The organism is Neisseria zalophi (genome assembly GCF_008807015.1).
In the GTDB taxonomy this organism is placed as follows: Bacteria; Pseudomonadota; Gammaproteobacteria; order Burkholderiales; family Neisseriaceae; genus Neisseria; species Neisseria zalophi.
Genome location: NZ_CP031700.1, coordinates 590,761 through 603,962, shown reverse-complemented (window position 1 = coordinate 603,962; position 13,202 = coordinate 590,761). Strand labels below are relative to the sequence as shown.

General features: G+C 43.9%; 9 protein-coding genes. 6 read left to right on the top strand and 3 right to left on the bottom strand.

The features are described 5' to 3' along the window. The first annotated feature begins 212 nt into the window (after positions 1 to 212). The 5 genes from D0T92_RS02710 (at position 213) to D0T92_RS02690 (ending at position 6,264) form a co-directional block, all read left to right on the top strand. On the top strand, positions 213 to 1,340 hold the full coding sequence (locus tag D0T92_RS02710) for a PilT/PilU family type 4a pilus ATPase (protein WP_151049993.1): 1,128 nt from the start codon (positions 213 to 215) through the stop codon (positions 1,338 to 1,340). Between the two features lie 477 nt (positions 1,341 to 1,817). After that, positions 1,818 to 3,422, top strand: a complete 1,605-nt coding sequence (mdlC, locus tag D0T92_RS02705; protein ID WP_151049991.1) for a benzoylformate decarboxylase — start codon at positions 1,818 to 1,820, stop codon at positions 3,420 to 3,422. Positions 3,423 to 3,440: 18 nt separating this feature from the next. After that, the gene (locus D0T92_RS02700) at positions 3,441 to 4,385 is read left to right on the top strand and encodes an AEC family transporter (protein WP_151049989.1); all 945 of its coding nucleotides are present in this window, start codon (positions 3,441 to 3,443) and stop codon (positions 4,383 to 4,385) included. A 314-nt stretch (positions 4,386 to 4,699) separates the two neighbouring features. After that, positions 4,700 to 5,794 (top strand): conjugal transfer protein, encoded by a 1,095-nt coding sequence (locus D0T92_RS02695; RefSeq protein WP_151049987.1) that lies wholly within the window; start codon positions 4,700 to 4,702, stop codon positions 5,792 to 5,794. Between the two features lie 2 nt (positions 5,795 to 5,796). After that, the gene (locus tag D0T92_RS02690) at positions 5,797 to 6,264 is read left to right on the top strand and encodes a low molecular weight protein-tyrosine-phosphatase (RefSeq protein WP_151049985.1); all 468 of its coding nucleotides are present in this window, start codon (positions 5,797 to 5,799) and stop codon (positions 6,262 to 6,264) included. Positions 6,265 to 6,502: 238 nt separating this feature from the next. Here the strand turns inward: D0T92_RS02690 and D0T92_RS02685 are convergent, their stop codons facing one another. Next, on the bottom strand, positions 6,503 to 7,510 hold the full coding sequence (locus tag D0T92_RS02685) for an IS5 family transposase (RefSeq protein WP_151049983.1): 1,008 nt from the start codon (positions 7,508 to 7,510) through the stop codon (positions 6,503 to 6,505). Between the two features lie 131 nt (positions 7,511 to 7,641). Next, positions 7,642 to 9,003: a M23 family metallopeptidase gene (locus D0T92_RS02680; protein WP_151052944.1), complete on the bottom strand. Its 1,362-nt coding sequence runs from the start codon at positions 9,001 to 9,003 to the stop codon at positions 7,642 to 7,644. Positions 9,004 to 10,732: 1,729 nt separating this feature from the next. On the opposite strand from D0T92_RS02680, the gene D0T92_RS02675 reads away from it, so the two are divergent. Then, positions 10,733 to 11,722, top strand: a complete 990-nt coding sequence (locus D0T92_RS02675) for a hypothetical protein (protein WP_151049981.1) — start codon at positions 10,733 to 10,735, stop codon at positions 11,720 to 11,722. Between the two features lie 76 nt (positions 11,723 to 11,798). Here D0T92_RS02675 and accC read toward each other — a convergent pair whose 3' ends face one another. Then, the gene (gene accC / locus D0T92_RS02670) at positions 11,799 to 13,160 is read right to left on the bottom strand and encodes an acetyl-CoA carboxylase biotin carboxylase subunit (RefSeq protein ID WP_151049978.1); all 1,362 of its coding nucleotides are present in this window, start codon (positions 13,158 to 13,160) and stop codon (positions 11,799 to 11,801) included. Positions 13,161 to 13,202 lie beyond the last annotated feature (42 nt).

The following is a 13,202-nucleotide window of genomic DNA, read 5'->3' as shown; positions in this document are numbered from 1 at the left end:
CGTATCGCGCGACAGATAAACTACTGCTGCACACTATACTTAAGCACTTTCCCACCCATGTACTATCCAACACTTGGATAAAATGGCACAACGCTACTACCCACCAAATAAAGTAATGCCATTACAGCGCCATATCCGTTATCATATTTCAATATAAAACTTAAATTTTGATATAATCACTTGTTTGACAAAAATCAGTAAGGGACAAAAAAATGAATGAAAATCCGTTACCTGCAAAAGAAGAGATTTATTCTTTGCTCAGAACATTAACGAAATATAAAGGCTCGGATCTCTTTATTACCGCTAATTTTCCACCGGCCATGAAACTGGACGGCAAAATCACACGCATCAATGAAACACCGCTAACACCAGAACGCTGTATGGAAATTGCATTTTCCATTATGTCGCCCAAACAAATGGAAGAGTTTACCAATACCAATGAATGCAACTTTGCCATTAGTTTACCTGACACCAGCCGTTTCCGCGTCAATGCCATGGTGCAGCGCGGCGCGACCGCATTGGTATTCCGTACCATCACCAGCAACATCCCCAAATTCGAAAGCCTTAATCTGCCGCCCATTTTGCAACAAATCGCCATGAAAAAACGTGGTTTGGTGATTTTTGTAGGTGGTACAGGTTCGGGTAAATCGACTTCTTTGGCTTCGATGATCGACTATCGCAATGAAAACAGCCAAGATCATATTATTACCATTGAAGACCCGATTGAGTTTGTTCACAATCACAAAAGCTGCATCATTACCCAGCGTGAAGTCGGCGTAGACACCGAAAACTGGTTTGCCGCACTGAAAAATACGCTGCGCCAAGCACCCGATGTGATTCTTATCGGTGAGATTCGCGACCGTGAAACCATGGACTACGCCATTGCTTTTGCAGAAACAGGCCACCTCTGTATGGCCACGCTTCACGCCAACAGTACCAACCAGGCACTCGACCGTATTATCAACTTCTTCCCGGAAGAACGACGTACCCAACTATTAACCGATTTATCGCTCAACCTTCAGGCATTTGTATCGCAACGCCTGATTCCGCGCGAGGGCGGCAAGGGACGTGTGGCTGCGGTAGAAGTATTGCTGAATTCGCCCTTAATCGCCGAGTTGATTCATGAAGGTGATGTGCATTCGATTAAAGAAATCATGAAAAAATCGCAAAGCATGGGTATGCAGACTTTCGACCAAGCATTATACGAATTGTACGAACAAGGTCATATCAGCTTCCAAGATGCCATTAAAAATGCCGATTCCGCCCATGATCTGCGCTTAGATATTCAACTACGCAGTCGTCGTGCACAAAACGCAGGACCGGACTTGGAATTGATTTAATTATTAAATCAAAATACACATTCTAAAACCCAGTTTGCCGCAATATACTAAAATTCGTTAATTTCAGTATATTGCGGCAAATTACAATAGGCCGTCTGAAAAAACATAAACTTTACAAAATAACCTATGAATATGACTCCAATCAAAAAATATGCAGAAAATTTTATTTATCCATATCATTTTTTTAAATTTATTTAGTTAATCATGCATTGTTTAACATATAAATAATAATATCTAACAAATCACACTTTAAACTTAATAAAACTCAACTACATCAACTCACAAGACATAAACTGTTTCCTTTATAAGCATTGCGTCATTTTTATCACAAGTCTTATAATTTTATCAGCAAGATAAAATATTGCTTGCTGACATGGTGTGCAATTACCATGCCTGAAATAATGGATAACTTATAAATATTGATGCTTTATGAACAATAATATTATTTATCCAACAACAAACAGAAAAGGAAAAATCATGTCGTCTAATCAATTAACCGTTCGTGATGTTGTTATTCAGGTTTTACGTGATCTTGGTGTTCATCGAGTTTACGGTAATCCCGGCTCTACCGAACTTGCCTTTTTAGGAAACTGGCCGGAAGATTTTGAATATGTTCTAGGTTTGCACGAAGCATCAGCAGTCAGCATGGCTGATGGCGAAGCCCGTGTTACAGGGCGCCCCACACTAGTTAACCTTCATACTGCAGCAGGATTAGGCAATAGTTTGGGCAATCTCTTTACTAGCTATAAAAACCAAGCACCTGTTGTCATTTTAGCCGGACAACAATCGCGCTCTCTGCTTTCGTCCGATGCCTATTTGGCAGCCGACGATCCTACACTCTTCCCCAAACCTTATGTGAAATGGGCTGTTCAACCTGCTAACGCACAAGACGTACCGGCTGCATTAGTTCGCTGTTTTGAAGTGGCTATGCAACCTCCATACGGCCCCACATATATTTCCGTTCCGAATGATGACTGGGATCAACCATGCGAACCTTATCCGGTAGGAAAATCCATCGGTTTCGGCCCCGCCCGTGAAGAAGGCCTGAAGGATATTGCCAAAGCCTTAGCCAGTGCAAAACGCCCCGCTTTAGTATTTGGTACGGAAATCGATACTTTCAATGCTTTTGATAATGCTGTTCGTTTGGCTGAACGCACCGGTGCTACTGTCTACACTGCACCTGTTGCAGCTGCTGCTGCATTCCCGGAAAACCATCCTCAATTTGGCGGTTTCCTGCCTGCCATTCCTGCCGGCTTATCTAAAATGCTTGAACGTCACGACGTTGTATTGGTAGCCGGTGCACCGGTATTTACCTTCCACGTAGACGGCAAAGCCGACGTATTGACCAGCCCGGATACACGGATTCTGCACCTGACTTCTGATCCAAATGCTGCAGCAAGAGCCAGAGCCGAACTGAGCTTAGTGGGTGAATTAAATGAATCACTTGACCGCTTAGTTTCATTCCTACCTGAAAAACCGGCTGCCGACGTTGCAGAACCTTTAAAAGTAGCACGAAGCACTCCGGAAAAAGAAGACGGTATGCCTTCGGCAGCTTATGTTTTATCTCGTCTATCTGCACTGATGCCCAAGGATGCCGTTTTGGTAGAAGAAACACCTTCTCACCGTCCGGCCATGCAGAAAAACTTGCCAATCACACAGCAAGGTGGTTTCTATACTATGTCTAGCGGTGGTTTGGGTTACGGCTTACCCGCCTCTGTCGGTGTTGCTTTAGCACAAGACAAACGCAAAGTAGTAGCATTGATTGGTGATGGTTCTATGCAATATTCTATCCAAGCATTGTGGACTGCTGCGCAACATAAACTACCTCTGACTGTCATTGTTCTCAATAATGGCGGATATGGTGCATTGAAATCTTTCTCAAAATTCTTGGGTGCAACCAACACACCCGGCATGGATCTGCCGTCTATCGATATGGTTAAAATTGCTGAAGGTTATGGCTGCAATACCTCTCGTGTGGATAATACTGCAGACTTAGATAATGCGCTGACAAAAGCATTAAACGATCCGCATACCCACCTCATTGATGTGGTCGTAGATCCCAACAAAGGCGACATCTACTAAAAACGGAGGCGCAATACAATGTTTAATATCATCGTTAGCGCACTATTGCCGATTTACGTTGGTTTGTTAATCGGTTATGTTGCCGGAAAACGGGGAATGGTTGATAACAAGAACGTAAAAACTATCAACGTTATGTTGATGACGTTCATGGTACCGTTAACCATGTTTATTGCGATTTCACGGACACCGAGAGAAGTAATCATGCCGAATCTGGCACTGATTATTGTGATTGGTATCTCCATGCTTATTCTGTATATGGGTTCACTGTGGATGCAGCGTAAGTATTTCGGACTTAATCTGTCTGATGGTGTCGTACAATCGTTAACCATTGCTTTCCCCAACTATGCATCAATTGGTATCCCGCTGATGCTGCCGTTATATGGTGACCAAGCTGCTTTATTGGTTGCTATTGCCATCGCCGCAGGTTCTATCTTCGTTACACCGATTGCCTTGGCTCAATTAAGAATGGGAACTTCATCACCCGGCACTCAAGTATCTGTCGGACAAGAGTTTCTGAAAGGGCTCGCAGGTGCAGTGAAGACACCGGTATTCTTCTTACCTGTACTCGGTTTGATATGGGCGATTCTCGGCATTCCAATGCCGGCAATTGTCGGTACTGCATTCGGACCGATTACAATGGCTACCGGGGGTGTTGGTCTGTTCCTGACTGGATTGTTACTCTCTGCCCAATCTATCAAGATTGATAGCAATGTCACTTGGAGTACCGTTCTGGGTAATGTAATCCAACCCTTCCTAACCTTCGGTATCGCATTGGCAATGGGCATTGATCACGAAACCACTGTTCGTGCCGTTATCCTAATGGCCATTCCATCAGCGTTCTTCGGATTGGTCTTCGGAGCAACAGTCAATGTACGCCCGGCGGTTTCCGGTGCAACACTACTGGTGTCATCAGTAGCCGGTATTCTGACCTTATCCTTCTTTATCGGTTGGTTGGTACCTTAAGACTGATACAAAATAGTTAGCATTACAATCAAATACCGTTAATTCAAGAGTTTACTTCTCGAATTAACGGTATTTTATTAAGTAGGAACAGCCCAACAATCCAAACCTATATCTTTCTTCAGTATCAAAATCAATCGTATAAAATATTTTCTTTAGCCGGTATCCATAACCATCAATGTTCGATAATCTATAAAACTTTCGACAACGCCAATAAATGAGTATAGATTTTCCCCGATTTGCCCCCACATCCTTTTTCTAAACAATATCGACATTTAAAGTTAAACATCATAAAACCAAAATTGAAAGTAAAAATTATGCCGCCCTTTATCCTACCCGACACCCGCCCCTACCCCAGCGATCCCGTAAAAAACAGTTTGCTGGTTTACGCTAACCAAATAGCCAATAGCACCTCTGCCGCCCAAAAGAAATTAGCGTCCGAATCACTAAAAGCAGAAATCTATACCATGCTCCAACAAAACCATTATCTCGGCCTATCTGTTGCCATGAGTATGGCTTCTGACACAAATAGTTATATCGCTTTATTAGAAAACTTGGATGACACCCTAAAAGCTAAAACTGATGAAGAAATCCAATGGTTTGCCCTACCCGTAGTTTTAGTAGCTGGCTCCAATCAACCACTTACCATCCCACTTGACACACCATCCGTAGAACTTTGTGCCTGCTTAGCCGACTATCCTAATTTACGCCCGCTACTTCAGGCCACATGGCTACCCAAATTAATACATTCTGCAGACTTAGCGGCCATTAAAGCGGGAAAATGGTTTGCAGCCAAACAAAATAAAGAAGCGGCCGAAACATTTGCCGCCGAACTACCACAATCCGATTTAGAAATACCTTCTGGTCAATCCGTTCATGTTGTTTTTGCCTTAGGCTATGGTAGCAAGGATATTCAAGCAGCTCTTTCCAACAATCTACGCGAAGCCGCCCTACCCCTGATGCAGGTTTGGCATAAAAGCCTTTCTCGCCCAAAGCTTACCCTATTCACCAATCCGCTGGCCCCCACAACACCACTAAATGCTCTAACCGAAGGCAGCCATATGCGCCAACGAATGGCCATGGATGTATTTGCGGCAAATGCTATCCGTGCAATACGCTTGCAAAGCCCGCGTGTCGGTGTAGTGATGGCGGCACGGCAAAGCGGAAAACTAGAATTTGGTTTTAATGCGGCAGAAAGTGCATTTGAGCTGGCCGGGCAAGTATTCACTTGGCCTTTATCACCAACCGACCGCATTGAAACCATACAGCAAAACTTTTTAGATTTAATGGTGGAATGCCAAGTAGAAAATATCCGACTGTTACACGACATCTTACCGGAAGACGCTGAAATGCCAGATTATGCAGAATCACTACGCCGACCAGGTCACAATCCTCTATTCTCAGAGCAATAACCATGAAAAAGCACAAAATTCTATTTGTTTGTCTCGGCAATATCTGCCGATCGCCGATGGCAGAATATGTATTTCGCCATCAAGTATCACAATCGGGTTTATCTGACATATTCATCACTTCCAGTGCCGGAACATCCGGTTGGCACAATGGTGAAAATATGCATCAAGGTACTTTAAAAAAACTTAAGCAACAGGGTATCGACCCATCCGGCTTCACCAGTAGCCAAGTTCAGCCGGGAGACGACGATAAATATGATTACATAATTGCCATGGATAACAACAATCTGGCCGAGCTAGAGCGCTTATTTGGCAAGCAGCCTAATAAAATCTTTAAACTTACCGACCTGATACCTGAAATTGGCTACACCTATGTACCCGACCCTTGGCATACGGGTGATTTCGATGAAACTTTTCGCTTGGTTTCAGCCGGCAGTCAAGCCTTATTGGAACAACTAACATCTGTTGATTAAATAGAGTAGATTTCAAATTTAGAGCCTATTATCAGAAATATCTCTTATAGGCCGTCTGAAATGTATTGGGTAATAGTAAGAGGCCGTCTGAAAAACAGTTTTCAGACGGCCTGAGACCTTTGCGAAATAGTCCTTCACCCGACAGCCGAACTCCAAACACAGGATTTCGGCTGTTTTTGACCGCAATATCCCCTTTATTACTCCTCAGATGCCTAATTAATAGGCATCCGGCTGCCTTTTAGGCAGCAATAGGCGCACGTAGCCTGTTGGCCGCCTTCAACAGGTTCAAACATATCGCTTTCAGATGACTTTGCGCCGCTACTTTCTCCAGCCCGAAGTAGGCTGCCCGGGCATAGCGGAATTTACGGTGCAGCGTACCGAAACTCTGTTCCACTACATAACGGGTTTTCGATAAATATTTGTTGCGGCGGGTTTGCGCTTCCGTCAGCGGACGGTTGCGATGGGATTTACTCATAATGCCGTCTTTCAGTTTATATTCTTCCAGATACTTTCTGTTTTCCGCACTGTCATAACCTTTATCCGCATAGACCGTTGTCTCTTTGGCAATGCCTGCCAATAAAGGCAACAGATGTTTGCACTCATGGGCATTGCCCGCTGTAATATGCAGCTTCTCAATGTAACCTTCCGCATCGGTACGGGTGTGCTGCTTATAGCCTAATTGATGATGACCGTTCTTCTTCACCCAACGGGCATCTTTATCTTTGCTCGGTGTGGTTTGACCGGTTATCTCTCCTTCGCTATCAACCTCTATGGACTGACGTTGTTTACTGCCGGCCGTCTGAATAATCGTCGCATCAATAACGGCAGCCTGTGCCTTCTCTACCTTTAAGCCTTTCTCAGTCAGTTGGCGGTTAATCAAATCCAACAGTTCGGCCAAGGTATTGTCTTGTGCCAGCCAGTTGCGGTAACGGCAAAGGGTACTGTGATCGGGAATATTCATCTCGTCAAAATGACAAAACAGGTTGAAATCAATACGGGTAATAAGACTGTGCTCGAGTTCGGGGTCGGAAAGACTGTGCCATTGGCCGAGTAAAACGGCTTTAAACATAGCCAATAAGGGATAGGCGGGGCGGCCGCGGTGGTCTCTGATATAACGGGTTTTCTGACGGTTCAGATACTGTTCTACCGGCTGCCAATCAATCACCTGTTCGAGCTTTAATAAAGGAAAGCGGTCAATGTGTTTGGCAATCATGGCTTGGGCGGTTTGCTGAAAGAACGTACTCATGAGAAATCCCTTAAATATCTTTGGTGAAAAATTTAAGGGATTTTTAGGGTTTTTGCAAAGGTCTCGGCCTCTCTGCCAATATAAAAACCATAAAAAATACCTGCTTCTTGAGCAGGTATTTTTTAATCACTTTAATCCAATTGTGTTACGGTAACCGGAAGATCTCGCACTGCAGCCATAGTAATCGAATACTCTTTTTGCTGCTTACGGAACTCAGCCATATTGGTCGGTGTTAACTTAGGCGTTGGCAATGCAATGGCACTTGGATTCATATGCTGACCGTTTTTACGTACTTCATAGTGCAAATGTGGGCCTGTCGAACGTCCTGAAGTACCTACAAAGCCGATAATATCACCCGCTTTTACTTTACCTTGCGCAGATGAGAAAGCACTCATATGGGCATATAGCGTTTCAATACCATTACTATGCTGAAGCATAACCGTATTGCCATAACCACCTTTCCAGCCTTTAAATGTCAATATACCATCAGCAGTTGCTCGAATAGGCGTACCGGTAGGGGCAGCATAGTCAACACCGGTATGCATTTTTACCGTATGGAGAACTGGGTGAATACGCACACCATAAGGTGAAGAAATACGCGTATATTCAACGGGTTTAATATTAAAACCTTCACGCATTCTCAATGACTTACCATTTTGATCATAGTAACTGCCACTCTCTTCATCACCTTTGCCCTGACTATAATAATAGGCTTGATACGTTTTGCCATCTTTCACAACCTCAGCCGCCAAAATATCACCGGTTGCCATTTCCTGTCCGCGGAAATATAAACTGTCATACAATAAGTGGATAGAGTCACCACGTGACAATTCATCAATATTCACAAGTTCTGTAAATATTTCATTCAGAGACTCACGAATCTCTACTGGCACACCTGCCTGAGCCATCGCTCCGCGAGCGGAAGTCCGTACATGAATAGAGCGTAAAGTCGGCAAGGATTCCGTATCAATCGAAGATGTCGAAGCACCCCATTTACCATTCACTTTTTCCAATGCCACCAAATCACGGAAGCCATTATCATCATCATGGAAAAATTGAACATCAGTAACATCACCGGATGCATCAAAACGAACATTAACAGATTGACCGGCACGTAATTGGATAACATTACGGTCAATCGAACTGTGTGTCAGAACCTCGCGGATAGTGGTTTCGGGAACATCCATACGAAACAGAACATCAGTCAATGAATCGCCGGGTTGTACTGCCTCTTGTGCCCAATAACTACCGTGCGAAGTACCACTTTCCACATATACAGAAGGTAACTCTTCAACCATTCTCGATGCATGATAAAGTGTTTTTTCAGGTCTAGGGTCGGTAACAGCATAAGCAGCCACCACACCCGAAACCGGTAGCAACACGCCTAGAATCGACCAACGAACCGGTTTATTTTGCCAGAAACGACTAAAAGTAGCTGTAGCAGATGCACCTGCTAAAGTGGCAATAGCTGCTTTTATCGGATTTGACTTCATTTTAAAAGCAGGCAACCGCCATTTGTTTTTTAACGCTTCTTCCGGTTGTGATGCAGGTACGATAGGAATAATCTTTTGTACAACACAATCTGCTGATTTCTTTTCAGAAACAGTTATTTCAGCAGTAGCCATAGCCACATCGTTCTCTGCAACCTCGGCAAACTGGGCAGGTAATTGTAATTCATCAACATGAGTTGTTGATTCTGCTTTTTCTGCAATAGGCAATTCTGCAGCTACTTGAGATACAGTTATTTGCTCGTTTAAGCCAATATCAGCTGCAGCAATACCCTCTTCAACTACCATCAGTTCTTCTGGTTCAGCTTCTTTTTCTAAAGCAACAACAGGGGTTGTTTCAGTAATACTATTGGCACGAACTAATGGAGCGTCCCCAACGACTGCCGGTTCACTTGTTTCTACGCTTATTGGTTCAACGGCTGTGGCGTTTTCAACCTCTATCAAAGGCACTTCCGACACAGTCTGTTCTACTGTTTGGGTATTGGCCAACTGCTCCGAAGCAACCGGTTTGGTTTCAGAAGCTTTAGGCGAATCAGACACTATACGCTTGCCCATTAAAGCTATATCTGAATCTGCTGGTTTCACATTCATTGCAGGCTTAAATGCAGTACTAAGCGATTCAGCAAATACTACTTTTGTATTAAATGATAGTTTACCTGCTTGAAGATCAACTTGCTTTTCGTTTACTTCTAAAGCAGCATGGGGAGTAATATTTTCTACACTTACTTCAGCAGTATTTGTTTCACTTTGCTCAGAGAATACCGATACAGCTTCTATTTTTTCTCGTTCCGCTATCTCTGCAAGCTTACTTTTCTCAACCTGCGTCTCCGTAACGAAATCTGCTGTTGTCAAATACTGTTCAGTTTCGACAGCATGAGTCGGATTTACTGGAATATCAGCATCTTCTACAGCTAAAGCGGCGGCTGTTTTTTCTAAATTCACAGACTCTGCTGCTTTTGGCTTAATAAATACTGTTGGTTTGATATTTTTAGCAGGTTTAAAAGCCGGAGCCAATGATTTGGCCGCACCAACTTTTGCCCTAACGACAAGTTTGGCTGGTTCTGTTGCAACTACCGGCGCTTGCTGCGCGACAGAAGAATCAATATGTGCTAATTCGTCTGTTTGAAGTTGTGCATTTTCTTGTACATTCCCTAAATGCCTAATCAATATCGGTTCTGCCGATATAAATTTTGCTGATGCGGGCGCAGTCATCATTGGCTCTGCTGCTAAAAAGGCAGCATTAACAGCATCCTCAGAATCGAACACAGGAATGTCAATGTACTCTGTTTTTGTATTTTCTAATACAGAAGCAGAGTCGGAATTGGTTTTTAAAAAGGCTGCCGATTGGTGATTGGTATCATTGTTTTGGTCAGGTGCCTTTAGAAAATGACTTAAGGGCTTGGTCATGTCATGCCTCTAGGTGGTTCTTTATATATGAAATCATTACACTTATTACGCTATAGCTTTGATTTTCACAAATATTTTATACATTTATTAATGGTTTTAGTTTACCATAAATCCATCATCCCTGCTTTAAGCAGATGTTTTACTGCGTGAAAAATACACGTAATATGGTAAAGAAACCGCACAGGTGTAACAATTGATGTGCACTATATTGAAATCTATATTGCGACATCAAGCGTCCATATAAATTATCAGGTCTGCCGACTATCCGCATAAAATAATTCAAACTTTTCGGAAACACTTCATACCTATGAATTTAACTTTAGCCCTTCCTTCTCTTAACTTCAATACTGAAAGCCCTCTACCCAATTTAAATTTGCCTTATCTCAACAAAATGTTGCGTTTCGGCACTTTTCAGGCGATTCCGTCAAAACCTTCTGAATTTCATGGTAAGTTACTTTGGAACGGGAGTTTGTTGGATCATGCCAAGAAAACATTAGGAATTCCAGTCGGTAAGCCAGCAATATTTGCCAGCCCCGTTTGGCAGCAAATGGGCATGCATCATATGGACATACTCAGCGGTCATGATATTCAGATACGGCAAGACGAGGCAGAAGCCTTCTGTAACGGTTTGAATATTTTTTTACAAGACGACGGTTGGTTTTTCTATCCGCTACGTCCCGATTTATGGTTAGCTACCCTACCCGCGGAACCCGACTGGCAAGTTGCCCCTATACTTGATGTATTGGGGCAACTTGACGGCACTGCCCGCGCAGAAGGCCATGACGCTCGCCAATGGCTGCAAAAACAAACTGAAATCCAAATGTGGCTATACACTCACGCGCTAAATAATGAACGTTCAGTCAATGGGATGCCCGCCGTCAACGGAATATGGTTATGGCAAGGTATCAACGGCTCGCAAAAGGGCACGGCACTACTCGGTAGCAGCAGCCCTTGGGCACAATTTTATCCTGCTAATATTGTAGATGCACCCTACGACTTCAAGGCGTGGCAAGATATTATTACCGAAATGGAAACCGATGTTTCAGACGGCCTATTGTTTTTAGACGAACTTACCACTCCCGGTTATACTGCGGATGCATGGGCCTATAAAGATATTTTAGAAAGCTGGGAACAGCGTTGGTTTGAGCCGCTTTGGCAGTCACTCCGACAAGGCCGTCTGAAAAAACTGCATATTATGACCGATGGCGTTCAAGGTGGCTGCCTCACTATTAAAGCCAAAGCTAGCCGCGCTTTTTGGAAATCCAAAAAAGTGTTTACCGGTCAACTCAGCGTTTAAAACATGCCATTACAACAAATGGCCGTCTGAAACATTTCAGACGGCCATTTGTTAAGTTATCAAGCAAGCACTCATTTTATTTAGCTGCTTGCGCTTTCCTCTCTTCCAACCAATGCTCAAGGTAATGAATACTTACCCCGCCCTTCTGGAAGTCATTATCGATAAATAAATCACGATGTAACGGTGTATTGGTTTTAATACCGGTAACCGCTAACTCTGCTAAAGCAACGCGCATTTTCGCCATAGCTTGCTGACGGCTTTTACCATGTACACAAATTTTACCGATCAGGCTGTCGTAATTAGGTGGAATGCGGTAGCCCTGATAAATATGACTATCGACACGAACACCCAACCCACCCGGCAAATGGCAGCTGGCAATCAAGCCCGGACTGGGAATAAAATTATACGGGTCTTCAGCATTGATACGGCATTCAAAAGCATGGCCTTGTAATACAATATCTTTTTGTTGATATTGCAAAGCAGCGCCACCCGCCACACGGATTTGCTCTTGAACGATATCTACCCCAGTAATCAACTCGGTAACCGGATGCTCAACCTGAACACGGGTATTCATTTCAATAAAGAAAAACTCGCCGTCTTCATACAAAAACTCAAATGTACCGGCGCCACGATAGCCAATACGTTTACAGGCCGCCACACAAGCTTCACCAATTTTTCGGCGTTCTGCTTCGGTAATACCGGGGGCAGGTGCTTCTTCAATAACTTTTTGATGACGGCGCTGCATAGAGCAATCGCGCTCGCCCAAATAAATGGCATTACCTTGTTCATCGGCCATTACCTGAATTTCAATATGGCGTGGTTTCTGCAGATAACGCTCCATATACACCATAGGGTTACCAAATGCCATACCGGCTTCGGTTTTCGTCATTTCTACAGCTTTAAGTAAGTCTTCTTTTTTCTCAACGACACGCATACCACGCCCGCCGCCGCCGCCGGATGCTTTAATAATTACAGGAAAACCGACAGTATCGGCGATACTCAAAATTTCCTTGTCATCATCAGGCAATGCACCTTCCGAACCTGGAACACACGGCACACCGGCCTCAATCATGGCACGCTTAGCCGATACTTTATCCCCCATCAGGCGGATGGTTTCAGGACGTGGGCCGATAAATACAAAACCAGATTGCTCCACCTGCTCAGCAAAATCAGCATTTTCAGCTAAGAAACCGTAACCTGGGTGAATCGCATCAGCTCCAGTTACCTCTGCCGCCGCAATCAAGGCAGGAATATTCAAATAGCTTTGGGGTGACGGCGCGGGGCCGATACATACCGATTCGTCGGCCAGTTTCACATGTAGACTATCATGGTCTGCCTCGGAGTGCACAGACACTGTAGCAATGCCCATTTCACGACAGGCACGTAATACACGGAGTGCGATTTCACCGCGGTTGGCAATCAATACTTTTTTCAGCATAGGGATTCTTTCAGAAGAAGTGTCAAAGCGCTTGCTTTGCTC

Excerpts from the sequence above, each read along its gene's own strand:
- D0T92_RS02710 (WP_151049993.1), top strand. The coding sequence starts at position 213 with ATGAATGAAAATCCGTTACCTGCAAAAGAAGAGATTTATTCTTTGCTC.
- mdlC (WP_151049991.1), top strand. The coding sequence starts at position 1,818 with ATGTCGTCTAATCAATTAACCGTTCGTGATGTTGTTATTCAGGTTTTA.
- D0T92_RS02700 (WP_151049989.1), top strand. The coding sequence starts at position 3,441 with ATGTTTAATATCATCGTTAGCGCACTATTGCCGATTTACGTTGGTTTG.
- D0T92_RS02695 (WP_151049987.1), top strand. The coding sequence starts at position 4,700 with ATGCCGCCCTTTATCCTACCCGACACCCGCCCCTACCCCAGCGATCCC.
- D0T92_RS02690 (WP_151049985.1), top strand. The coding sequence starts at position 5,797 with ATGAAAAAGCACAAAATTCTATTTGTTTGTCTCGGCAATATCTGCCGA.
- D0T92_RS02685 (WP_151049983.1), bottom strand. The coding sequence starts at position 7,510 with ATGAGTACGTTCTTTCAGCAAACCGCCCAAGCCATGATTGCCAAACAC.
- D0T92_RS02680 (WP_151052944.1), bottom strand. The coding sequence starts at position 9,003 with ATGAAGTCAAATCCGATAAAAGCAGCTATTGCCACTTTAGCAGGTGCA.
- D0T92_RS02675 (WP_151049981.1), top strand. The coding sequence starts at position 10,733 with ATGAATTTAACTTTAGCCCTTCCTTCTCTTAACTTCAATACTGAAAGC.
- accC (WP_151049978.1), bottom strand. The coding sequence starts at position 13,160 with ATGCTGAAAAAAGTATTGATTGCCAACCGCGGTGAAATCGCACTCCGT.